Below are 23,919 nucleotides of genomic sequence, written 5' to 3'. Positions count from 1 at the left end.
CTAACAAAGGTCACGGAAACTATGTGCGAAAATCGGCGTTCGGTCGCCACAGTAGTGGTATCGCCGGCGCTAGCAACAGGTAGCCAGGGAAAATAAAAATCGCCGCCCAGAGCCTGCTTTCCAGCAGGTGGGGCGGCGATGCGAGCGAGGAGGTATTACTTCTCGTTCTTGTTAATGATATTGCGTGCGATGCGCTGCTGGGTGGTGATCTCCAGGTTGCCGCGATCGCGGGAAAGGATATTGGTTGCCCAGTTGACCAGCACGGCCAAGCGGCTGCGCAGACCAATGACGTAGGTCAGGTGCAGGCCGAGCCATGCTACCCAACCGGCAAAGCCGCCGAACTCGGTCTTGCCCAGCTTAACGACGGCGTTGAAGCGCTTGACGATGGCCATGGAGCCCTTGTCGAAGTAGTCGAAGGCTTCCTTCTCATTTGCGGTAGATTCCTCGTCCACCTTGGCCTGGATGAGCTTTGCGACGTGCGCGCCACCCTGGATAGCAACCTGTGCCAGACCCGGCAGGCGGTTGAGAGAGATCATGTCACCGACCATGTAGACGTTATTGTGCTCGCCCACGGTCAGGTCCTCGTTGACGGAGACGCGACCTGCGCGGTCTGCCTCGACGCCAGCCTGCTCTGCAACCATCTTGCCCAGCGGGGAAGCGGCCACACCAGCGGACCAGATCTTGGTAGCACCCGTCAGGGTGGTCTCCTCCTCGGTCTTCATGTCCTTGTAGGTGACGGTGTCCGCAGTTACATCGGTCACCATCGCGTTCAGGTGAACCTGTACGCCTTCCTTTTCCAAGGTGCGCTGAGCCTTGCGGCCCAAGCGCTTGCCGAATGGCGGCAGTACCTGTGGGGCGCCATCGAGCAGGTAAATCTTGGCCGAGGTGGTGCCGTAGTTGGAATAGACATCGTTGAGGGTACGGTTTGCCAATTCGGCAATCTGGCCGGTGAGCTCTACGCCGGTTGGGCCAGCGCCAACGATGATGAAGGTGAGCAGGCGCTCGCGCTCCGCAGGGTCGTCGGTAAGCTCTGCCTTCTCAAACGCCGAGATGATGCGAGAGCGCAGCTCCAGGGCATCGTCCAAGGTCTTCATGCCTGGGGCGAATTCAGCGAAGTGGTCGTTGCCAAAGTAGGACTGACCGGAACCCGCGGCGACAACCAGGGAGTCATAAGCATAGGTGCGAGAGAACTCGTCTTGCTCGGCGGTCACCGTCTGATCCGCCAGGTTGATATCAGTAACCTCAGCGTTGACGAAGTGGACGTTGTCCTGATCGCGCAGCAGCTGGCGGGTGGAAGGGGCAACCTCACCGGCGGAAATCATGCCGGTTGCTACCTGGTACAGCATCGGCTGGAACAGGTGGTGGTTCTTCTTATCGATGAGGGTGATTTCCACATCGGCGTTCTTCAGCTTCTGAACGGTGTTGAGACCACCGAAGCCGGCGCCAACCACGACGACGTGGTGGCGGCCACCGTTGGGGCGATAAGGGGTATCAGTCATGGATTTAATGCGACCTTCCTTAAGAAAGCTAATGTTTAGTACCCGTACAGTCTAAACACTTCAAACAGAACGCGCATACTTAATGACTGATAAACTTCCGCCGCTGCGTTGCGGTTTCCGTGGGAAGAACCGGCGCGGCTGTCCGGAGCGCCTCAACCGGGGTGCGCACAAAGCTGACTAAGGTTGTTCCGGATAGTGACTTCCTCCGCCCACCAAGGAGCGCACCTGGCATTATGACTTTTAGCCGCCCTGAGCATTTGAGCTCTATCGATGCAGAATCCTGGCCCAATGTGGCTACGGTTCCCGCACCTCGTTGGCCTGGAATGAAAACCCGCCGGGCAGAGGCAGAATTTGCCAAGGCCTGCGATGATGCCGGACTAGAACTAGACCTAGAAGCCGAAGGCGGACCAGATCTCAAGGTGGGGCATGATGCCTTGTTTGAGCGCATTGCCGCTAGCGGCTGGCTGGGATTTGCGGAAAGTTATATGGCAGGAGAGTGGACCGTTACTTCTTCCTCGCAGCTGGTAAAGGTCCTCGGCCGCTTATTGGGAGTGGGTTACCTCCCCAAAGCCAAGATGCTGGGTGCCGGTAAGTCGGAGCCAGGGGAGCTGCCGCTGGAATTGGTTCGACTCTATGCCGGCGATGGTTTAAGCCATGTCGGTGGAATTTTCTCCAGTGGTGTACCGACCACCATAAGGGAAACGGTGGAAAGCTATAGCCCCAAGGCTGGCCGCAAGGAGCCGAAGAGCCACTTCGTCGATGTCACGACGCTGAGTGAGCCCACGAGAGTGGACAGGGATGATCTGGGAGATGCGCAGCGCCGCGCGGCGGATTGGCTGCTTGACGTCACCCGTACCGGCGCCGGAACCCACCTGTTGGTGTACCCGGCTGCCGGAATGCAGCCAGCGATGCGGGCGACTAAGCGACGCGCTACGGTTGACGTTTTGACCAGTGATGTGGACCAAATGAGCCACATGCGCGAGGCCCTCGTACTAGAGGGGGCAGACGATTCCATCCATGTCGAGCGCATTCCCGGCGTCGTCCCGAACCCCAAGCAGTGGCACGGGCACTATGACGCCATCGTCACCGTAGAAAAGGTAGAGCAACTCAGCGCTAGCGAGCGCAAAGAATATATCCGCGCAGTCGACCGGTTCTTGACGCCTAATGGGCGGGCAGGAATCCAGTCCATCGTGGCGACCGAGTCAATGACGGAGGCCGGTAAGGCATCGCTTCAGGCCTTACGAGCCTATGTGTGGCCGGGGTTGGACTATCCGCGCACCACGGAAATGCACCAGCTAGTAGATAAGAACTCTAACCTGCGCATCGTGTCCGAAACACACGTGGGCACCCATTACTTGGAGTCCCTGCGTCAGCAGCGTTCCTTTTTCGATGGGCACCTGCGGGAAGCAGCGGCCGCTGGCTTCGACCCAGTCTTCCGCCGCTTGTGGACCTTCCAATTTGCCCTCCGTGAGGCCCTTATGACGCTCGGGATGATTGACTCGGTGCAATTTGGGTTGGCCCATCGCAACCGCGGGGGCCGGCGTTAGGCGGGTGGCCGTTAGGCAGGTAGCACTTAGGCCGGCGGCAGCTCGTCGAAGTTCTTCATCAGATCCGCGCTGGGCACAAAGAAATTGGTGCCCGTAAGCGCAGTGGAGAAGTCCAAGATGCGGTCGTAGTTTCCCTCCGGCTTGCCAATGAACATATTGCGCAGGCGCTCCATGACGTTTTCTGGGTCCTTGGCATAGCCGATGAAGTAAGTGCCCATCTCACCCGCGGTGAAAGAGCCGAAGACCATGTTCTCGCGGTAAATATCTTCCTCAAGGTCATTGAGGGCTACGTGAGAGTTAGTGGGCTTGGTATCGTCATCCAACTCGATATCGTCGGCCTTGGTGCGGCCGATGACCTTTTCTTGCTCCTCGGTGCTCAGCTCGTTCCACTTGGCCAGGTCGTGGATATATTTTTGAACGGTGACGTAGGAGCCACGGGGGTAATCGGCGTCGTCGCCAAGCAGCACGGTATCCAAAGCCTCCTCGGCGAGGGGATTGGCGGTGCCATCCACAAAGCCTAGTAAATCGCGCTGGTCCAGGTACTTAAAGCCGTGGGTCTCATCGATAACCCTGGCGGCATCGCCCAGCTGATCCAGTACCTGGCGGGCCATCTCATGGCACAGGTCATAGGTAATCGCACGGAAGTGGAGAAGAACATCGCCTGGCGTGGCCGGGGCCTTATGTGCGGCATCGATTGCCTCAAATTCCTTCAGGCGTTCCGGCATAGGCGCGCTGGTCAAACGTGGCCACATGGAGGCACCAATGCCGACTACGGTATAAAGTTCGCCTTCGTTATAGCGGAAGTTCACGGATTTAAACAGTCCGGCAAACCCCGTGAGCATATCGCGAGTGGCTTGCTCGCCGCCGTCCTTGATTTCAAGGACGAGGAAGAGAGCTGCGCGGGAAGGCTTATCTACTACGTGCTGAATCGTCATGTTGTCGATTCTACGCACCCTGTGGAGATGAGGTACGTTCGCCGGCTTGGAATCGCCCCTGATAGAGACCTGCTTGGCCGTTATATGCGCTAGTGTGCATTTTGGTTGAAAACTAACCGATAGCCGGGTGAGAAGATGTGGACATGGATACGAAGAAGTAGAAGAAAAGGAACCGCGCGGCTCTTCGTATTGTTTGCGCGGAAAGACGATTCATATGATGAGTCTTTTGCAGGAGTTGCGCTGACGCGCGCTCAAGAAAAAGCGATGGGACAATGTGTAGACCGCTCAGGGGTAACCTGTTGGACTGAAGAAGCACACCTGCGTGGGTGGAAAGGTCCACTGGATGTAGAACACCATCCGGAAGTGGTCTACCTGGTTCTTAGCGGTGGACACGCGCAGGGATCGGATCCGTCGAGAGCAGAATTCGATCCAGAGCTTAAGGCCGCATGTGCTACGAGAGGTCTAGCCGAAAAAGAGGTCATCCGGCGTATGAGAAATGACGAGAGCCCAATTGTCGTGAAGGAATGGCACATCTGGGAAGCTACATTCGGGCGAGTGTTGTCAGGAGCGAACGACAGAAGCGAGGTGCAGGTATCAATGTATGGAGTCAGGAACTAAAAGGGGGAATGCCACCCCTAGTTAAAATGACATAATGTACATTATCGGACAATTACAGATATCCGGAGGTTATCGTGTGTCGCCCCCATAGGCGCCCCGGGCGCTAACACATCTTCCCGGTCCATCTAGTGGGCCCCGGTTCAGCATCCTTAAATCTCCATGCAATGTTACAGCGCTTTGCTTGGCAACGCCTCGTGGCCTCTGCGTGGTCTCTGCCGCGCCATCCACCGGCCGCCAGACCCGGTCCCAAGTATCGATCCTGGCTGTAGCTCATTGGAGCTCGGATTTGCGGCGGCCGGGCCCATCTATCTTTCGGACTTCTTCATTCCGGGGCCAACCTTTGGCGGAGTTGTTTCGCTCGGGGGCAGAAAACCTAATATTGGGCGAAAATACGCCCTACTGGCAGGACTAGCCACACCACTATATAACGTCACACTGACGTTATTCGAGGAAGTTCCCCCAACACCGTGAAGGTCTAATTAGCGATTCCGGTAAGCGCTCCACAACTGCCAGATAGTCAACAGCGCCAAAAGAACCGAGATGGCCACAATGACCCACATCTGTTGAACGGCTACGAAAATGGTAAAGCCGATGACGACGACGAGTCGCAGCCACATAAACGGGATGATTTGACGGGAATTCACAGGCTAAGCCCTCGCTAGTTTTTCTCGAAGGAAATGCGGAGATTTACCTCGCCATTTTCCTCGACCTTCGCGGCGAGCATCTCTGGGGTCTCCACACCATAATCAAGGCGATCAACTGGCACGGTGCCACCGATGACGATCTGATCACCATCGCGAAGAACGTCGAAGTCTTGGGAAATCTCGTGCGTTTCATCCTTGATAGTCAGATCTCCGGTGAGCTTGACAGTGCCAATGGAGCCGTCATCCGGGACGTCGGCAAGCGAGGCCGGCTTAGTCAGCTCAAAGGATGCCTCTGGGAAAAGCTGGGTCTCAAAGAGCTTGGACTTCATGTTCTGATCGCGGACCTTCTTATCCGTGGTCAGCTCATCCATATCAACGGTGACCGCGGCGGTTTTCAGGGTGGAATCAGAAATTTCCGCCTGGCCGGTTACCTCCGTGGTTGAGCCCGATGTGGTGGTCTTTTCCGCAGGTAGAACCTCATTAAAGGTAAAACCAACCGAGGTATGGTTATTAGCACGGCCCTTGGCTACCTCCCAGGCGCCATCGAGCTCCGTTGATGCGGCCTTTGCGCCGTCGGCGGAAACTGGTTCGGTCTTTACTCCGGCGCCCTTGAGGAGCGAATACACCATCGGGCCAATGGCCACGGCGGTGAGCAACACAATCAGCACCACAAAGATGGTGATGACGAGCTTGCGGTTATAAAAAAGCTTTTTCATCTTCTATCGAAGTCCTTCTAGGCGTCGCGCCAGGGCAACAAGCTCTTCGCACAAATCGGCAAGTTCCTGCGCACTAGCGCCTTCCTCCGCGGCGGTATTGATATCTTCTGCGGAACAACGTAGTTCAAAAAGTCCGTCGCGCAAACTCTCTGCCTTTTCTGGAGTGAGGATCACGGCATTGGCTGGAATCCCCGTGCCACTGACGTTATTTCTTTGCTCATAAGCACGCTGCTTACAGGAGGCGCTGCAAAACTTCCGTGGCCGTCCCCTACCGCCTTGGTCAATGTCCTTCCCACACCATTGGCAGGAACCGACGTTGCGTTCACGACTAGCTGTACGGATCACCCGATACACTTTAGTCCATTTTGGGCGGGCTGGGAACAAAGACGCGTGGGTGTTCGTTATAATTGGTAGCTCTTAGGCGAAGTTTTGCTTCGCACTCAATCAGGGATCTCTTTGAAAAGGATGATGTTGCATGGCAGATCGCGTACTCCGTGGCAGCCGTATGGGCGCAGTCAGCTACGAAACCGACCGCGACCACGACCTCGCACCGCGCCAGATGGTGAAGTACCGCACCGAAGACGGCGAGATTTATGAGGTGCCTTTCGCGGATGATGCCGAAATCCCTGAAGAATGGATGTGCAAGAACGGCAAGCTGGGCCACCTGGTAGAAGGTGAAGGCGTTGAGTCTAAGCCCGCTAAGCCACCACGCACCCACTGGGATATGCTGCGTGAGCGCCGCTCCATCGAGGAGCTCGATGAGCTGCTTGAAGAGCGCATTAACCACCTGCGCTCCCGCCGCCGTTCCGCAGCTCGCCTCTTGAAGGAACAGCAGGAGCAGCAGCAAAAGAACTCTTAAAGTTCTGCGGCAGCAAAAAGGCCCGTACCTCCCTAGTCTGACTAAGGGACGGTACGGGCCTTATGCGTTGCGGTGGCGCCTACTTCTTGAGCTGCGCAATCTGGTGCTTTGCCAGATGGCCAATCTCGCTGGCGAAGTCAGAAACCCAGCCGGCACCCTTGCGGGCCTGAACGTTTAGGTCATGAATGGAGCCGTCCTTGACTTCACGGTTGACCAACTTGGATACGGCGCCGCCAAAATCCTGCAGCTGCTCAGCGCGATGAGCAACGCCCCACTTGGTTACCTCGAGCAAGGAATCCTTCACGAAGGAACCATCCAGCTTGGACTCGCCATATTCGCGCTCGGTGAAGGTAATGGGAACCTCCCGAACGTCGAAGCCAGCCTTTACGGCACGGAAGGCCAGATCAACCTGGAAGATGTAACCGGCCTTGGATAGCTCATCAAAGTCGATGGACTCGAGCAGCTCGCGGCGGAACGCACGGTAACCAGCGGTCATATCGGACAGGCCAGCGCCCAGCGCTACGGAGATGTAGATATTGCCAAGGCGGGAGAGGTACTCACGAGAGGCCGGCCAGTTCACGGTCTCGCCACCCGGGATATAACGGGAGCCGATAACCAGGTCCGCGCCCTTGTCCACCTCTTCCAGCAGCAGGTGAAGCTGTTCCGGGGCGTGGGAGCCGTCTGCATCCATCTCGCACAGCACTTGGTAGTCGCGCTCCAATCCCCACTCAAAGCCGGCGATATAAGCGCCTAGCAGGCCGCCTTTGCCCTCGCGGTGAAGAACATGGATGTGGTCATCTTGCGCTGCGAACTCATCGGCCTTGTCACCAGTTCCATCGGGAGAGTTATCGTCCACGATGAGGATATGTACCTCTGGGACGGCCTCGCGGACGCGTCCAGTAATGAGAGGAAGATTTTCGATCTCGTTATAGGTCGGGATGATGACCAAGGTCGAGGATTCAAGCGTGCTCACAGTGTTTATGCTCCTACGTATGTATCTGTGCCGGAGCGGCGCGGGGTGCGTCGCAGGCGGTTTGTGCGCAAAGCTACCAGTGCGCAGACTGTTCCAATAATAACCATGAGCCATTGCAGGGGCGAACCAAACCTGACGGAAAAGGTCTCGCCGCTACGCAAGGGCAACTGTTCTACCAATGCCTCCGGCGTGAAAATCTCCGTGGACTGGCTAACGTGTCCATCTGGGTGAACAATGGCGGATACTCCAGAAGTCGCCGCCACCACCACGGCTCGGTCCGTCTCCATTGCACGCAATCGGCTCATGGCCAATTGCTGGTAGGTCATATCGGAATGGCCAAAGGTGGCGTTATTGGTGGGAGTAGTCAGCAGTTCTGCACCATTTTTCACCGACTCCCTAAAGGCGCTATCGAAGGAGACCTCGTAGCACGTGGCCACGCCAACCGGCACGCCCGCCATGGAGACCACACCTGGGCCGTCGCCGGGCTTAAAATCGCCGGCGAGGTCCACATAGTCAGAAAATTTGGCAAAGAAATCCCGCATGGGCATAGTTTCGCCGAAAGGTTGTAGGTACTTCTTATAGTGATGGTCTCCCACCGTATGACTAGGAGCGAAGACCTGCATTGTGTTGCGGGCCCCCACCTCATCCCGCGTGGCGGTGCCAACCAAAACAGGTGCGTCTATCGCATCGACGGCGCCGCTGATTGCCGAGGCTGCCTTGCCGTCACGGAATGGGTTGATATCAGAGGAGTTTTCGGGCCAGATGACTAGGTCAATGTCTTTTTCGCGGGCGGCCAGCTTCTTTGTTTCGGCCACGTGGTTGTTGAGGACCGCTTGGCGTTGCCCAGCGAAGTCTAGGCCCATGCGAGGTACGTTTCCTTGGATTGCGGCAACCTTTGCTTCCCCGACAGTGGAATCGTCTCGGTTGATTCCCAAGCCTGCCACCGTCGCGCTTGCAAGGGGAAGGATCGCTGCTAAGAGTGCGACGCTCTTTGCCTTCCATCCACGTTGAATCAGCAGCGCAGCGAGACCGCAGCCGCACAGAACAGTGGCTGTGGTAATGAGCGAGGTTCCACCCCACGGCGCGAGGTTGGCTAGCGGTCCGTCGATTTGTCCCCAAGCCAATTTCACCCAAGAGAAACCGCCGAATGGTACCGAAGAACGCAGCACCTCCACCGCGAGGTAGAAGAATGGGAAGGCAATAAAACCGTACTTCCACCGCGCTACTGCTGCGCCGCCAAGGCCCAGTACAATGGCGTATACCGAAAGCCATATAGCCAAAGCGATGTATGGCCCACTGCCCACTAATTCGCCGATCCATGGCAGCGTCAGCAGGTACAGCACGAGCGAATGCGCGACTGCAAGAAGCGCGCCCACACGGGCGGTAACGTGCCTAGTTCCCCACGGCAGCAAGCTCGCGTACAGCAAGCCCACGCCCACAATGGCAGCCCACCACCAGCCACGGGGCTCTATGGCGGCATATGTGAGCAGACCGGAAAGGCCCGCCACTACGAGGCGGGCAAGAGTTAGCACCACTAGCTCTTTCCGCCCTTGGACTCGCCACCGGAGGGTCCGAAGTCATCTGGATCCAGGTTCTCGCTCCAACGGCGGATCTCTTCCTCATCCAACACTTCATGCGGGCCAGCATCCTGCATGCTGGGGTGCCCACTTTGTGTTGCTTGGCCACGACCAAAGGAGCCAAAGTCGCCATAAGAGTCGTGCTGCTGTGCCATTGGGGTGGCCTCGTAGATCTTAACGCCCATGTTTTCGATCTTGCGGTACAAGGAGGCCGCTAGCACCGTGCGCAAGACGGCGCGGGTCGGCGAGAAGATAAAGAGGGCTCCGAGGATCGTCGTCAAGAAGCCCGGCAAAGAAAGCAACATGCCGCCTACCAAGGTAAGGCCCACATTGCTGGCGGTCTTGCCCACATTGCCGGCGTGAACGACGTATGTACCGTCCCCTGTGCGTTCGACCTGCTTTCCCATCAAGCGGCGCACTTCAAGGCCAGCGATGGACATTCCGAAGAACATGGTGACAAAGAGTGCGATAAGCGCCCAGCCAACGCCGATCCATTTTGAGACGGCCCAAAAAGTCAGGGTCTCTGCGACCATGTAGAGAGCAAAATACATAAACGGCATGGCCTCAGTCTAACGAGGCAGACTGATAAAGTGCTGGCAACACTCATGCGCGAGGCTGCAGCCACGGCAGGTTAAACTAGTGCGCATGTTTACTCCTGCGCTTTTTGAAGACCCCCAGTACGGCACGTGCATCCGCATCCACGTTGCCGGCGGCAGCACCCACGCCCAGGATTGGGTTACTTTGGCGCAGTGCGCCAGTGCTTGTGCGGATGGGTATGTCTACATCGACCGGTTCTCTGCAATCGAGCTGCGCGGGATCAAAGACGTGGAAGCGCTCAATCAGCAGCTCCAGGAATTGCAATTGCGCGCCACGGCGATGCCGGTGCTGGCTTCGCCTTTGTCGACGGAGGCCAAGCACACGGCCCAGAACATCGCGGCTGAGCTGGAAGCGGCGGAAGGCGGTCCCGGGATTGCCGTCATTGCCCACGACGACGTACCGACCGGTGCGGCTGCAGTCAGCCTTAGCATCGACGGGGACGGTGCCCTGCGCCTTGAGCGCTCCCCGCTTGGCGACGCCCCCTCGGCCCCACTGACTCCACAGGCTGCTGCCCAACACTATGAGGAGGCGCTCCAAGGCGCCGAATCCCTAGAGCATAATGCCTCCGCCCTGGCAGAACCCGGACCCATTGGCTGGCTGGATCAGCATTTGCCTGCCGGCATCGTTGATCTGGGTGCCGGCGTGCACCGCGGCGCCATCCCCGCTGAGTTTGCCCAGCTTATCGGCCAGTTAGAGGTAGACATCACCGTCACCCCGTGGGGCGGATTAGTCTTTCACAATATTGCCGAGGGCGACGCCGAAGTGGTACTGCGCGTACTCGCCCCACGCGGATTCATCTTCGATATCAACTCTCCCCTGCTGCGCGCAGAGTAAAAGAACGCAGGATCTAGCGCGGCATGTGCCGCCATATTGGGCGCGGTACAAGCCGCATGACCCACGCGAGGCCCTGCAGAGCCCGAGGAATCCACACGGTGCGCGAACGCGGCTTACCGCGCCGTGCATCGCGGTCAATGCAGCCGACAACTGCCTCGGCCACATCTGCTGGACGCACGGAAAGCGGCGCTGGCTTCATTCCTTCCGTCATGCTGCCGATGACAAAGCCAGGACGCGCGGTAATAAGGCCTACCTGGCTGCCGTGCAGCTTGTCCGCCAGCCCCTGACAAAAGGCATCAAGACCGGCCTTGGTAGATCCGTACACGTAGTTTGCCCGGCGGGCCCTCCAGCCTGCTATCGAGGAAAAGGCGACGATATGACCGCGGTGCATGCGCTGGGAAACCAGCGTAAGCAGTGAAATCTGCGCGGCATAATCGATTGTGGCGATGTCGACCGCGTGGGCAGCATCGCGTTCTGCCCGCTGCTGATCGCCCAAGATGCCGAAGGCTACAACGGCAAGCTCGAGGGGGCCTGCCAGCTCTATGGCGCGATCGACCACACCGGCATGGGACGGAAAATTTGCGGCATCAAAATCAAGAAGATGAACGCTGCGCGCACCCGCCGCCCGGAGCTGGTCTTCCACGCCTTCCATACCGTGGGTGCCTCGAGCGGCGAGCACAATATCTTGGCCTGGGGCTACTCTCCTAGCGATTTCTCCGCCGATATCGCTACGGCCGCCCAGAATCAGTACGCCAGCCATTAACGGACGTCACGCGGAGCTTGGTTCAGGGACTCGTAGCCATCGTTGGTAAGCACCACGATGTCTTCCAAACGCATACCCCACTTGCCTTCCAAGTAAATACCCGGCTCAATGGAAAAGGCCATGCCCTCTTCCAAGGCGAGATCGTTGCCTTCCATGATGAAGGGCTCCTCGTGCGTGGACAGGCCGATGCCATGTCCGGTGCGGTGGACAAAGTAGTCGCCCCAGCCTGCTGCAGAGATCGCCTGGCGGGTGATGGCATCGATGTCTGCGGCGGTGCTGCCGGGGTGGGCTGCGGCGCGGGCGGCACCTTGGGCGTCGGCAAGCACGGCATAGGCATCCTGGAAATCCCGCGGAGCCTTGGAAATATCTCCGCCCACTACGTAGGTGCGGGTGCAATCGGAGTGGTAGCCGGAAGGCAAAGTGCCTCCGATATCGACGACGACTGGCTCGCCCTCAGCCAACACGCGATCCGAAAAGCTATGGTGCGGGTTGGCGCCATTGGGGCCCGATCCGACGATGACGAAATCGATAACGGAATGCTCCTGCAGGATGAGCTTTTCCAGTTCGTGGGCCACCTCGGCCTCGGTGCGGCCGGCCTGCAAAAGCTGTGGTACCTGCGCGTGGACCGCGTCAATGGCATGGCCAGCCTTGCGCAGCTCAACAATCTCAGCCTCGTCTTTGCGGGTAAAGAGCTCGGCTAACGCATAAGTGGCCAGTTCATAGCTGGCGTGTGGAAGCAGATCTTGGAAACGCAACACGTGGTCTGCAGTCAGCGACTGTCCCAGCGCTACCTTGCCTAGTCCGTCGCCTGCGCCACGCAGTGCAAGCTCATAAGGATTTTCTCCGTCATTCCAGCCACGCAACTCCACATCCAGCTCACCTACTGGTGCAGCCTTGATATCGGTGATATCGGTATTGGGCGCGGCGATCCATGCATTGCCCTGCTGCGGCACAACCAAGACCGTCAAGCGTTCGTGGGAAGAAACCCAGGAGCCGGTGAGGTAGGCAAAGTCTGGTCCCGTGCCAATGAGGAGCAGATCGATGCCCTTTTCTGCAGCTGCCTTTTGGGCGGCGTGCAGACGCTGGGCGTAGACATCAGCGGAAAAAGTCTGAGTATCAGTCATGCCCCAGAGTCTACTCGTCCGCGCCGCGGATTTTAGGCGCCAATGGCTACGACACCGCGCTGAATTGCGTCGATGGCCCGGCGGGCGTTGCGTTGAATTTCGCCGTCGTACCCAGTCTTAGCCACTTGTTGGAGCAGGTCGATGACTTGGCGGCACCAACGGACAAAATCACCCGGGGTGAGCTCGGCGCCGGCTTCATTGGCCGCAGCTATGCAGTAGCCCAACGGTGCGCCGGCCGCCCATTGGTGTACCGCCAAGGCGAATCCGGCCTCTGGTTCACGGGTGGGCGGCAGCCGGTGGCGCTGCTCATCAGCGGTGAGTTCGGTGTACACGCGCCACGTGGCATTCATTGCGTCAGCCATGCGCTCGGTGGCGGCTTCCGGTTGCCCACTGGTGGCCTTGCGGTTTTCGAAACAGCACAGGGAGGCAACGCCTGCAAGCTCAGCGGGATCGAGTTCATCCCAAATTCCGCGCTTGAGGCATTGGGCGACGAGCAGATCGGATTCGCTGTGAATTTTGGCAAGGCGTTCGCCTTCTTCGGTGATGACCGGCGTGCGGTCCGCGCCAGCCCCGGTGAACTCGACGTAGTCCATTTCTGCGAGGAGATCCACAATGCGCTCGAAGGTGCGGCCCAAGGTATCCGTAGCCTTATTGACCTTGGATTGCAGCTTGTCCCGATCACGCTCGCGCCGTGCAAGCTTTTGCGCCAGGCCCGCCAGCTGTTCGCGGTCAGTAGCCGGCCAATCGTGAGCTGGATGAGCACGCAGTGCGTCGCGCAACTGCCCCACTCGCTTATTAGGCCGGGCGCGGGTGTGCGACTTCATGCGCTTGGGCCGGTCGAAGTGTTCGCGGTGCAAAACATCTTGCACATATCGGGTATTGCGGCGCGGATTCTTGCGCACCGGCTTGGGGATCTTGATGCTACCGACTTGGATCGGTGGGTTATTGATTCCGGCTGCATCGATACGTCCCGACCACCCGGACTCAGTGGTAATCCACGGGCGGGGATCCGCGGTTTGGTTAGCGGGAGTAACAACCGCGGCGAGAATTGGACGCTTCTTGCCGGGCATGGCAATAACATCGCCCAGCTGCAGGCGCCCCAGTACCGCGATAACCTCTTGGTTTCGTTGATTGGCACTATCGATTTTTGATTGCTTTTCCTCCGCTGTGAGCTCGCGGCGCAGGCGGACATAGTCCATGAGAACCTCGGCGGGATCTTCCCCGTCTTTAGCAGGTGGTGCAAGCGACGCCACGGCATCATCGAGCTGGTTGCGCAGTTCTCGCACGCGATGCTCGGCGCGTTCAATCTCGCGCGTTTCCTCCACGACGGAGCCATCGGCCTGGAACTGTGCGAAGGACTTTTCCAACAAACGCAGAGATTCCTCGAAGCCGAGCATTCCCAGCAAATTGATCGCCATATTGTAACCCGGTGCAAAAGTGGAAATGAGAGGATACGTACGGGTAGAAGCAAGGCCAGCTACTTGACGCGGATCCATGGCGGGTGCCCATTGCACAACTGCATTGCCCAATGTATCGATGCCACGGCGTCCTGCCCGGCCAGTCAGCTGCGTGTACTGGCCTGGGGTGAGATCGACGTGCGCCTCACCATTGAACTTGATGAGCTTTTCTAGCACCACGGTGCGCGCCGGCATATTAATGCCAAGAGCAAGCGTTTCAGTAGCGAACACGGCACGGACGAGGCCGCGTACGAATAGGTCTTCCACGATGTGCCGGAACGCGGGCAGCATGCCCGCATGGTGTGCGGCAAAGCCACGGGACAGGGCTTCGCGCCAGCGCTTAAAGTCTAGGACCTGCAGATCTTCTTCAGGGATACCTTCCACACCCGCATCGACGATGTCTTTAATCTGCTGTGCTTCCTCTTGGGAGGTAAGCACCATGCGGCTGCGCAGGCACTGATAGAGAGCGCCATCGCAGCCTGCACGGGAGAAGATGAAGGTGATCGCCGGAAGCATGTCCTGCGATTGCAATACCTTCAATACCTCTGGGCGGCCCAAGGGGCGATAGCGATCCTGCTGCCGGGCGGCGCCGGAGCGTCCCCTTCCCTTACCGTGGAATTCTCTGCGTCCGCCGCCCTTGTGACGGGCGCGGGCGCGAAAACCTTTGCCGGACTTATAGTCCGCGCGACCATCGTCCGTATCGCCGGCTTCGAGGCGCTGGATCCTACGCTCTAGCTCAGCGTTGACCTGTCCGCCAGATTCTGGCTCGAAGAGCGGATAAATCTTGCGCCCCAGCATCATCCATTGGTCGAGCGGAACTGGGCGGTGTTCGGAGACGATGACGGTGGTATCGCCGCGCACGGTAGAAAGCCAATCGCCGAATTCTTCCGAATTGGACACTGTGGCAGATAGGCCGATGATGGAGACATGATCCGCGAGGTTGAGGATGACCTCTTCCCACACTGCGCCGCGGGAGGCATCAGCCAAAAAGTGGATCTCATCCATGACTACGTGGGTCAGGCGATCGAGGGCCGCGGATTCTGCGTAAATCATATTGCGTAGCACCTCTGTGGTCATGACGACGATTTCAGCGTCAGAGTTGATCGATACGTCACCGGTGAGCAGGCCTACGGCTTCTTCGCCATGCTCTTCCACCAAGTCGTGGTACTTCTGGTTGCTCAAGGCTTTAATCGGCGTCGTATAAAAGCACTTGGTTCCCCGGCTCAGCGCCAAAGAGACAGCGAATTCGCCCACGATGGTTTTGCCGGCGCCGGTCGGCGCGCAGACCAGTACGCCGTGACCGTCCTCCACGGCCTGGCAGCCCTTTACCTGGAACTCATCCAACGGGTATGGCAGGGCTGCGGTAAAAGAATCCAGATGAGTTTCAGTCATGACTCCCCAGGCTACCCGTGCCTAGAGGACATCGTCGAAAAAGCCGCCGCTAGTCGACGAAGTCCCACTGGCGCCGGTGCTCCATGTCTGCTGCGGCTGCTGCTGTGCCTGTTGTACTGGCTGTGAAACGGGCTGCGAGGACCCCGGTGAAGGGTTTACTCTGCTCGGCGCCTCGACAGGGGTTGGCCCGCCGATGGCTCCTGGTCCAGCGCCAAGCGGCGAAGCAGTCTCATCATCGAGATCCATCCACTCGGGGCGTTCGCGTTGCATGCGCTTGTCGTGGAGGCGGCAGAACTGGAATGCGATCTCGATGAGCAAGATGAGTGAACCAGCCAGTACCACCATCGAGAAAGGATCCTGGCCTGGGGTGACGAAGGCGGCGAAAATCATCACGACGACAATGATGATGCGACGCTTGTCTTTGACGTGTTCATACTCGAGCACGCCAATAAGGTTCAGGGACACGATAAGCAGTGGAATCTCAAAGCTAATGCCGAAGATGAGAAGAAGGGCCAAAAGGAAGTAGAAATAGCGCTCACCGGTCAGGGCCGCTGTTTGATACTCGGCGCCGATACCCATGAGGAATTCCAAACCCACGGACAAGATGAAATAAGCCAGCACGGCACCGGCAACGAAAAGGCCCACCGCGGCGCTGACAAAGCTCAACGTGTAGCGGCGCTCGTTCTTATGGAGACCAGGCACAACGAAGGCCCAGACCTGATACAGCCACACCGGCGAGGACAATACAGTGCCGGCCAAAGCGCCTACTTTCAGGCGCAACAGGATCATTTCAAACGGGCTGGTGGCCAATAGACGGCACTCGCCGTCCGCGCTAAAGGAGGCGCGCTTATCGGGGGGCAGCGCACAATACGGCTCTCGTAGAATTTCACCCAACGGAGACAGCCCGAATGGTGCTCGTTGGTACCAAATGAACCCAATGATGGCCCCGACAACAACCGCTAACACGGAAATAATGATGCGGCGGCGCAGCTCCTGCAGGTGCTCCACCAAAGTCATCTCCCCGGTAGGGTTCTTCTGCTTGCGCGAAAAGCGCAGCTTTCCCTTCACGCTCTTGCTTGCCTTCTGGGCAGGTACAGGCTGTGACTGTGACGACATCAGTGTGGCTCTTTCAACGCAAAGAAGCGAACACTTCCCTACTGCACGGATTGCGGATGCATATCCGCGCGCTGCAGGGGTGTTCGCGCGACGACAGGTTAGGGGCGTTTACTGCTGAGTATTGGTGTTGTTCTGCTGGCCCGGCTGCATGTCTGGTCGGTTCCAGAATTCCTCATCGGACTGCTGCTTCTGGTTCAGCTGCGCCTGAGACTGAGAACGCTGGGCATCCTCGGAATGCATCTCATTGACCTCAGACTTGAAGATGCGCGCGGAACGGCCAATAGAGCGTGCCAATTCCGGCAACTTCTTTGCACCGAAAAGCAAGACGATGGCAAGAACGATCAGGCCGATTTCCATAGGTCCTAGGCTCATGGAGAAACCTCTTTCAACTAGTGCACCAGCATGCCGGAAAGCATCACCGCCAACTTATGTGCCGGCGGGCGGGCGCAGTGAACGGGCAAGTAACTGGCTACTGAGTATAGCCGCTCAAGGCGGTGTTTCCTCGCTTCGCAATGAGATCTACTACGGATTGAGGAGCCACTACCCGCAACCTATCAGCTTGACCGAGGGCAAAGCGAATAAGCCAATCCACTGATCCCATAGGCATCGTTGCAGCTACTTCCCCATTTCCTAAGTCTTCACCCAGGCGCATATCGTAGTACTCAGCCAGCCACGTGAATTCTTGGTTAATTGCTAGTTGCACGGTGTCCCCATCGCCCAAATTAAAGGGTGATGCGGCATCAAAGTCGAGATCTTTCAGATGCGGCTGGGATTTTTCCTCCACGATACGAGCCTTACTAATGCGGTCGATGCGGAAGGTGCGATGCGCTTGCTTTGCTTCCTCCCAGGCAGCCAAGTAGGGCTCGGAATCGACGATGAAAATGCGGGCTGGGTCCACCACCCTCTCGGATTCAGCATTTGAGGAAGCGCTCCAGTAACGCAGCCGTACCCGCTTTTTTTCGTTGACCGCCTGGGTCAAAAGCGCCTGGATATCCGTCTCTTCAGGGGCGGGAGTAGACAGCGACTCATAGATGGCGGCTGTCTTTTCATCCATGATGCCGCGCAGCTTCGCGGCGGCGGAATCGACCGCATGGGCGTCGATTAGCCCGGGCATCGCCTGCAAGGACTCCAGGGTAAGGAGCAAAGCACCGGCTTCCGTCGGGGTAAGGCGCAGCGCCTGGCTCAAGCCCTGATCGTTGTGAATGGTTACCCCATCGCGATAACTGAAGGTGAGATCAATGAGATCCTCGGTATTGCGCCCAGTGCCGGAACAAAAGAGCCGATCGAGGGCTTCTTTCAATTCGCCAGGATCCATACCCAAATCTTTGGCCGCTTCCAAGGGTGTCTTGTCGGGGTGATTTTTGAAGTATGGAATCAGGTTTAAAGAGCGCACTAGCGCCTGGAGCTTTAGTGATCCGTCAGCCATGACTAGCCTTCCTCCTGCGATTGTGATGCCTTGCGTAAAAGGGAGATGACCTCTTGGCGGACCCCGGCTGGTTCGAGCACCTGTACCTCTGGGGCGTAGCCGGCCGCGGTCCGCACGAGCCAATGCTTATCCACCTTGTGCAGCAACACAGTGCCATCGGGTTGTTGCTCGCCGGCATCTAAAAGCTCTCGTGCCTGCCCGTCAGGGATAACGAGGCGCGCATCGACTTTCTCCCCTCGCTGCAGTGCACGCTCTACTAACACCTGTAGGTCCTCAGTTGGATTGGGGTGCTCCGCGGGATCGTGCGAGCGTTTGATGTCAGAGACGCGGAGGGCGCGAAAGACGCGCGGTTCGTTGCGGTCCACATCGAATCCCACTATGTAGATATGACTATCGCGGTTGACCACTCCCCACGGGTCCATCACGCGGCGGACCGGCTCAGTAGCCGGATTAGCACGGTAGGAAAACGTAATGCGGAGCTGATTGCGCACCGCAGCGAGCACCGCGGTGATGATTTCTGGGGCAAGTCGAGTGATGTCATTGACCGCCGTGTATACCGGTGCGCCTGCGAGGTTGCGGGAGGCGCCGCTAGCGGCAATCTTCGTCCATCCCGACAGAGAAAAATCGCTTAAGCCGCCGGTGGTACCCACACCTCCTGCAATGCCTAGAACCATGGCCTCCTCAGGGGAAAACTCCACCGGCGGAAGCTGGTAGCTGCTCGAGTCAAGGCGATAACGCGCACCATCTTCGCTACCGGAATGAACAATGGGCACCCCGGCGCGCTGGAGGGTTGCGATATCTCGGGCCAGTGATTTCGCGAAGGCTTCGTCTGATTTATCGCCGTATCCTGCTACATGACGGCGAATCCAGGAGGCGGTGCGGTCCGGGCTACCGCCGGAGTTGGCGGCGCCCTGTAGCGCGAAAGAGAGGTTGGTGAGTCTTTCTACCGCCTCATCATGCCGTTTCGGCGCGGGGTTGTGCGTTGCCACGTGTTGTGTTGTCTCCCTGGTGCGGCTCGTGTGCTTCTAGCTGTGGTGTAGACGCATATAGTCTAGCAACGCCTCGACCCGATCATCGTCGGCCACGAAGGGGTCTAGGAGCTCCTCGGTGCGCGGCTCTGGGCGGTTGACCTTGAGGCGCGTCCAGTCAACGGTGACGTTGGCCCCGAGGCTACGCGCAGCGGCAAGGAACTGGCCGCGCAGCGCAGCACGGGTGGTGGCAGGCGCTGTGTCCATGGCTCGTTCGATTTCGGAGTCTGTGATCCAGCGTTCGATAAGGCCCTTGCGCAGCAAGACATGGTAGAGCCCGCGGCTCGGCCGGATATCGTGGTAGGTCATATCAATCTGGGCGAGCTTGGGGTGTCCCCAGTGACCGCCTAGCCGTGCGCGGTAGCGCTCGAGCAGTCCCAATTTAATGACCCAGTCGATTTCTCGGTCCACTCCGGAGAAGTCTTGAGTCTCTATGGCGTGCAGCGTGCGCTGCCAGAGATCCACCACGCGCCGCATTTCTGCCGTGGGAGTTCCGGCGTCTTCGCGTTCTTCCAACCATTGGGTTGCGCGCTGGCACAGTTGCTGTTGGACCTCGAGCGCGGTGACGGATCCCCCTCCTGCGAGTGGTAGTTCGGTCAAACCCGTCATATCGCGCGCGATGGCGCGGATATGGTGAATGGGTTTTTCGATGTCGAACTCCGGCAACTCAAATCCTGCCTCCAGCATTTCCAAGATGAGCAGCGTGGAGCCAACCTTTAGCGCCATGGTTGGTTCGGCCATAGTGGAATCGCCCACGATGACGTGCATGCGGCGGAAGCGTTTGGAATCGCCGTGTGGTTCATCCCGGGTATTGATGATGGGGCGCGAGCGGGTGGTGGCAGAAGATACGCCCTCCCACACCTGGTCCGCGCGCTGCGAGAGCAGGAATTGGGCGGGCTTATCGCCCTTTGCGGGCTGCACCATGCCGGCGCCGCAGATGAGCTGGCGGGTAATAAGGAACGGCAAGAGCGCCAGCCCCAAGTCCTTGAGCACCATGAGGCGGCTAATGAGGTAGTTTTCGTGGCAGCCAAAAGAATTGCCGGCCGAGTCCACGTTGTTCTTAAACAGGTACACAGCGCGCGGGTGACCCTCGGCGGCAAAGGCCTGTTCAGCTTGTTCGCCCAGCCGGTTGACTATGGCATCGCCAGCGCATTCATAGGCCAAAAGCTGGCTCAAGCTATCGCACTCAGCGGTGGCTACCTCGGGGTGAGAGCCGACATCGAGGTACAGGCGGCTCGCGTTGGTGGAAAAGATATTAGAGGAAGAATGTTCCTGGACGATGGGCCGGAAAAGCACGCGCGTCACTTCATCGGGGCTCAGGGCGCGTTCTCTTGGGCCCGCGCTGGTGGTTAAGCCATATTCCGTCTCGATGCCCATGATGCGACGGGTGAAGACAGGGTGCTGGTCACTCACCCTTACTGCCCGCCCTTTTGAACATAAGAGCGCACGAATTCCTCGGCGTTGTTTTCTAGCAGCCCATCGATCTCATCGAGCAATTCATCGGTGCCGGTGGTATTGATGCTTAGCTGCGTAGAGCTAAATTCCTCATCTCCGGTGGAGTCATCGCCGCCATTGCCGCCAGTGACCTGGGACTGGTGAGTAGACATAGGAAGGAAGTCCTTTCTTTGGCTTCTGCCTAAATGCTTGGTTATTAATTACGGTACTCGGGCTGAATCCCGCTGTCAGTGAGTCCCTGGAGGAGTTCCTCCACCGTACGTGCGGCTTCGATGATCTCCTTGCACTGGGCGAGGGTGAGGCCGGTGGTCTCATCCATCGGAACCGTGGCCCAGGGCGCCGCGGTTGCCTCGCCTACCCGCACCGTGAGGCTTTGCCAGCTCGCGGCAATGATGTCCTCGCCGAATTTCTGCGTCACTCGGCCGCGGAAATACGCCCGAGTGTCCTCTGGCGGAATGGTGGCGGCGTCTTCAATCTCTGCAGCGCTAAAGAGCTGCCGCATCTGACCTTTACGCACCAGCGCGTGATGGAGCGATTTGGCAGGATCAATCTCCGCATACTGCAGGTCAATGAGCCGCAGCTTTGGGTCTGCCGGATCGATACCGCGGTCAAGGTAGCCCTTGATCAGGCGATACTTCGCCACCCAATCCAACAGGTGCGCGGCCTGCATCGGATCTTCCGCAAGAAGCGCGACTGCCTCGTCCCAGGCCGCGAGAACCTTATGGTCTGCGTCGGTGCGTGGGATGACGCGGTTTCGGTATTCGGCGAGGATTTCTAGGGCGGTGAGCTGGCGGGCGTCGGCAAGCTCGAGGCGATGCTGAAGGCTGAGATCGCGGCTGACGCGCGGGACCTCCGCCACGGCATCCTGCAAGCGGAGATCGCTAAAGTCCACGCCCTGCTCAATCGCATCGAGCACCAGCGAGGTCATGCCCAGTTTGAGCAGCGTCGAGGTCTGCGACATATTCGCGTCTCCGATGATGACGTGGAGGCGCCCATAGTCCGCGTGCACCGCATGCGGCTCGTCGCGGGTATTGATGATGCCGCGATTGAGGGTGGTCTCCAGCGAAATTTCCTGCTCAATATAGTCAGCGCGCTGAGAGATCTGGAAGCCCGGCTCCTCGCCAAACTCGCCGATCCCCATGCGCCCGGCACCGATGACTACCTGGCGGGCCACGAAAAACGGGATAAGGGCCTGCGCCATAGTGTCAAAATCCGTGGCACGGGAGTACTGATAGTTCTCGTGCGAGCCATAAGACGCGCCCTTGCCGTCCACGTTGTTCTTATAGAAACGCAAGGCAGGGCACGGGTCATGGTTGGCAAGGACAGACTTCCCTTGCTCAGTAAGGCCGGCTACGGCCGCGGCAGACTGCAGGAGCGTGGCGTCCCCTGCTGCGTCGTAAAGCGTGGCATCCCAGGCATTGGTGCATTCCGGCGCGGAATATTCTGGGTGGGCGTGGTCGACATAGAAACGCGCGCCATTGGCCGTGACTACATTGGCCACCCCGATGGCGTTGGGGTCCACCACGGGAACTGTCTGGTAGCGCTTGAGATCGAAACCGCGGGAATCGCGCAGCGGGTGCTCCTCGGCAAAGTCCCACCGCGAGCGCGCCCCAGTGTGCATAGCGGCATAAACTACCACCGCGTGCGTGGACGAAATGATGGGCGAATACTCCGGCAGCTCCGGGGTGGCAATGCCGTACTCGGTCTCGGTACCTACTACGCGGCTCATGCGCTCCTCCTGGCGGTCAGTAGCTCCACCCGCTCAACGCGGGCACCAGCATGGTCTTGGGAGATGATCTTGGTCCACTCCTCTGGGTTGGTAGAGGTGGGCACGTACTCGGATTCGGCGCGCTCGGCCGCGATGGCCTGGAGCAAATGCTGCTTGGCGATGCCCCCTTCACGCTCGCCTATCCCCTGCTCACTGCCCGCACGCTGCTGCAGTTCGTCCTTAATAGCCAGCTTCTTGGCGCGGGAGAGGATATTGGCAATCATCGCGCCGGAGACAAAGTCCCGGTAGTGCAATACCTCGCGCTCGCCGCTGGAAAAGTGCAGCTGCACAAAGGGGCGATCGGCATAGAGCTCGTCCACCGCGGCGGCGATGAGCTCCTCTAGCGTGCCCTGGTGCGGCACGGATTCTGCAAAGTGGCGTGCAAAGATCTCGCGGGCGCCCTCTTTATTCGGCCGGTTGACTCGGATCTTGATATCCAGCCGGCCGGGGCGCATGATGGCGGGATCGATGAGCTCCTCGCGGTTGGTGGCACCGATGACTATCACATTGGATAGGCTTTCTACTCCGTCGAGTTCAGTGAGCAGCTGCGGCACTACCGTGGTTTCCATATCCGAAGACACGCCTGAGCCACGGGTGCGGAAGATGGATTCCATCTCATCAAAGAAGATGACCACCGGCCGGTCAGAACTCAGCTGGGCTAATTCGCGGGCGCGCTCAAAGATGAGGCGGATGCGGCGTTCCGTCTCACCTACATACTTATTGAGCAACTCTGGGCCCTTGACATTGAGGAAGTAACTCGGCCCATCACTGCCCAGTTGCTGCGCCAAGGAATGGGCCACGGCCTTGGCGATGAGCGTCTTACCGCACCCAGGCGGGCCATAGAGGAGGACGCCCTTAGGCGGCTGTAGCTCGTAGTGGTGATAGAGGTCCGGATGGATAAACGGCAATTCCACGGAATCGCGGATCTGGGAAATCTGCTCGTCTAGTCCGCCGATGTCCTCGTAGCGCACATCGGGGACCTCCTCAAGGGAGAGCTGGGAGACCTCGGTCTTTTCCACCTTTTCCAGCGCGATGGCAGCCTTGGGATCAACGAGCACAATTTCGCCTGCTGCCACGCGGGCTACCTCGCGCAGTGCCTGCGATAGCAGCACCACTTTTTCCTCGCCAGAGGAATTTGCCACGATGAGGCGTTGATCTCCTAAGCGCTCTACCACGGTGGCGAGCTCGCCCGTACGCTCGGGTGCGCAGCCTTCGACCACCACGAAGCCATCGCCCAAGCGAACCTGCTGGCCGGCCACTAGGCTGCCTGGTTCCACATTGGGCGAAACCTTAAGCTGCATCACGCGGCCATTGGTGTAGACCTCCGCGGTGGTTCCCACCTCGCTGTGGGTAGGCGAATAGCCGAGGAAAACGCCGTAGGTCGATGCCGGCTCTGCCAGCGCATTGACCTCCGCAAAAAGCTGTTCCAGCTTCACCCGCGATTCTTTTAATAAGCCGGCCAACCTCTGATTGCGGGCGGCAAGCTGGTTGACCTGCCGCTTGTAGTCCGTGGCTTGATCCATGCCCACTACTCTAACGCGGGCTGGCCGGCTAAAGAGGCCACTTGCGCTTTAAATTCTGGGCGATCTGA

At 58.6% G+C, this 23,919-nt stretch carries 22 protein-coding genes; 3 read left to right on the top strand and 19 right to left on the bottom strand.

The genetic code is table 11. The features are described from left to right. Positions 1-155 precede the first annotated feature (155 nt). A complete protein-coding gene (locus MHY08_RS03585) occupies positions 156-1,499 on the bottom strand; it encodes an NAD(P)/FAD-dependent oxidoreductase (RefSeq protein WP_005324756.1) in 1,344 nt (447 codons plus the stop codon). A gap of 233 nt (positions 1,500-1,732) precedes the next feature. Here MHY08_RS03585 and MHY08_RS03580 point away from each other — a divergent pair, with 233 nt between their 5' ends. After that, positions 1,733-3,046, top strand: a complete 1,314-nt coding sequence (locus MHY08_RS03580; protein WP_204609097.1) for a class I SAM-dependent methyltransferase — start codon at positions 1,733-1,735, stop codon at positions 3,044-3,046. A gap of 26 nt (positions 3,047-3,072) precedes the next feature. Here MHY08_RS03580 and MHY08_RS03575 read toward each other — a convergent pair whose 3' ends face one another. The 4 genes from MHY08_RS03575 to MHY08_RS03560 all read right to left on the bottom strand — a co-directional run bounded on the left by MHY08_RS03575 (position 3,073) and on the right by MHY08_RS03560 (position 6,304). After that, positions 3,073-3,981, bottom strand: coding sequence for a Dyp-type peroxidase (locus tag MHY08_RS03575; protein ID WP_239235366.1), 909 nt, complete (start codon positions 3,979-3,981; stop codon positions 3,073-3,075). Between the two features lie 1,097 nt (positions 3,982-5,078). After that, a complete protein-coding gene (locus MHY08_RS03570) occupies positions 5,079-5,243 on the bottom strand; it encodes a hypothetical protein (protein ID WP_239229809.1) in 165 nt (54 codons plus the stop codon). 14 nt (positions 5,244-5,257) lie between these two features. After that, positions 5,258-5,959, bottom strand: a complete 702-nt coding sequence (locus MHY08_RS03565) for a YceI family protein (RefSeq protein ID WP_239235364.1) — start codon at positions 5,957-5,959, stop codon at positions 5,258-5,260. A gap of 3 nt (positions 5,960-5,962) precedes the next feature. Then, a complete protein-coding gene (locus tag MHY08_RS03560) occupies positions 5,963-6,304 on the bottom strand; it encodes a hypothetical protein (RefSeq protein WP_239235362.1) in 342 nt (113 codons plus the stop codon). A gap of 130 nt (positions 6,305-6,434) precedes the next feature. Between MHY08_RS03560 and MHY08_RS03555 the strand changes: the two genes are divergently transcribed. After that, complete coding sequence (locus MHY08_RS03555; protein WP_023021567.1) at positions 6,435-6,818, top strand: RNA polymerase-binding protein RbpA; 384 nt, start codon at positions 6,435-6,437, stop codon at positions 6,816-6,818. A gap of 79 nt (positions 6,819-6,897) precedes the next feature. Here the strand turns inward: MHY08_RS03555 and MHY08_RS03550 are convergent, their stop codons facing one another. The 3 genes from MHY08_RS03550 to MHY08_RS03540 are packed head-to-tail and all read right to left on the bottom strand — an operon-like array spanning position 6,898 to position 9,928. Next, a complete protein-coding gene (locus tag MHY08_RS03550; protein ID WP_150850620.1) occupies positions 6,898-7,791 on the bottom strand; it encodes a polyprenol monophosphomannose synthase in 894 nt (297 codons plus the stop codon). Between the two features lie 5 nt (positions 7,792-7,796). Continuing rightward, a complete protein-coding gene (lnt, locus tag MHY08_RS03545; RefSeq protein ID WP_239235360.1) occupies positions 7,797-9,326 on the bottom strand; it encodes an apolipoprotein N-acyltransferase in 1,530 nt (509 codons plus the stop codon). Further along, positions 9,326-9,928 (bottom strand): FxsA family protein, encoded by a 603-nt coding sequence (locus MHY08_RS03540; RefSeq protein ID WP_005324766.1) that lies wholly within the window; start codon positions 9,926-9,928, stop codon positions 9,326-9,328. The genes lnt and MHY08_RS03540 overlap by 1 nt, the downstream gene beginning before the upstream one ends. An 85-nt stretch (positions 9,929-10,013) precedes the next feature. Here MHY08_RS03540 and MHY08_RS03535 point away from each other — a divergent pair, with 85 nt between their 5' ends. After that, a complete protein-coding gene (locus MHY08_RS03535) occupies positions 10,014-10,799 on the top strand; it encodes a precorrin-3B synthase (RefSeq protein ID WP_239235358.1) in 786 nt (261 codons plus the stop codon). Positions 10,800-10,812: 13 nt separating this feature from the next. Here MHY08_RS03535 and MHY08_RS03530 read toward each other — a convergent pair whose 3' ends face one another. The 11 genes from MHY08_RS03530 to arc all read right to left on the bottom strand — a co-directional run bounded on the left by MHY08_RS03530 (position 10,813) and on the right by arc (position 23,851). Next, positions 10,813-11,559: an SDR family oxidoreductase gene (locus MHY08_RS03530; RefSeq protein ID WP_204609083.1), complete on the bottom strand. Its 747-nt coding sequence runs from the start codon at positions 11,557-11,559 to the stop codon at positions 10,813-10,815. Then, the gene (locus MHY08_RS03525) at positions 11,559-12,686 is read right to left on the bottom strand and encodes a Xaa-Pro peptidase family protein (RefSeq protein WP_239235355.1); all 1,128 of its coding nucleotides are present in this window, start codon (positions 12,684-12,686) and stop codon (positions 11,559-11,561) included. Before MHY08_RS03525 ends, MHY08_RS03530 begins: the two co-directional genes overlap by 1 nt. A 32-nt stretch (positions 12,687-12,718) precedes the next feature. Continuing rightward, positions 12,719-15,535, bottom strand: coding sequence for an RNA helicase (locus tag MHY08_RS03520; RefSeq protein WP_239235352.1), 2,817 nt, complete (start codon positions 15,533-15,535; stop codon positions 12,719-12,721). Positions 15,536-15,556: 21 nt separating this feature from the next. Next, the gene (gene tatC, locus MHY08_RS03515) at positions 15,557-16,552 is read right to left on the bottom strand and encodes a twin-arginine translocase subunit TatC (protein ID WP_370658783.1); all 996 of its coding nucleotides are present in this window, start codon (positions 16,550-16,552) and stop codon (positions 15,557-15,559) included. A gap of 207 nt (positions 16,553-16,759) precedes the next feature. Next, on the bottom strand, positions 16,760-17,023 hold the full coding sequence (gene tatA, locus MHY08_RS03510; RefSeq protein ID WP_005324774.1) for a Sec-independent protein translocase subunit TatA: 264 nt from the start codon (positions 17,021-17,023) through the stop codon (positions 16,760-16,762). Between the two features lie 97 nt (positions 17,024-17,120). Beyond that, positions 17,121-18,077, bottom strand: coding sequence for a YafY family protein (locus MHY08_RS03505; protein ID WP_239235348.1), 957 nt, complete (start codon positions 18,075-18,077; stop codon positions 17,121-17,123). A 2-nt stretch (positions 18,078-18,079) separates the two neighbouring features. Beyond that, on the bottom strand, positions 18,080-19,066 hold the full coding sequence (locus MHY08_RS03500) for a YafY family protein (RefSeq protein ID WP_239235346.1): 987 nt from the start codon (positions 19,064-19,066) through the stop codon (positions 18,080-18,082). A gap of 36 nt (positions 19,067-19,102) precedes the next feature. After that, a complete protein-coding gene (pafA, locus tag MHY08_RS03495; RefSeq protein WP_239193957.1) occupies positions 19,103-20,482 on the bottom strand; it encodes a Pup--protein ligase in 1,380 nt (459 codons plus the stop codon). 38 nt (positions 20,483-20,520) lie between these two features. Then, positions 20,521-20,712, bottom strand: coding sequence for a ubiquitin-like protein Pup (locus tag MHY08_RS03490; RefSeq protein ID WP_239193925.1), 192 nt, complete (start codon positions 20,710-20,712; stop codon positions 20,521-20,523). 44 nt (positions 20,713-20,756) lie between these two features. After that, positions 20,757-22,289, bottom strand: coding sequence for a depupylase/deamidase Dop (dop, locus tag MHY08_RS03485; RefSeq protein ID WP_239235344.1), 1,533 nt, complete (start codon positions 22,287-22,289; stop codon positions 20,757-20,759). Further along, positions 22,286-23,851, bottom strand: a complete 1,566-nt coding sequence (gene arc / locus MHY08_RS03480; protein WP_239235342.1) for a proteasome ATPase — start codon at positions 23,849-23,851, stop codon at positions 22,286-22,288. Before arc ends, dop begins: the two co-directional genes overlap by 4 nt. Between the last annotated feature and the right edge of the window lie 68 nt (positions 23,852-23,919).

Origin of the sequence: Corynebacterium sp. ACRPJ (genome assembly GCF_022347345.1) — a bacterium.
Taxonomy (GTDB): domain Bacteria; phylum Actinomycetota; class Actinomycetes; order Mycobacteriales; family Mycobacteriaceae; genus Corynebacterium; species Corynebacterium tuberculostearicum_D.
Note: the sequence above shows the minus strand (reverse complement) of the source record. Positions and strands in the feature narration are given on the sequence as shown.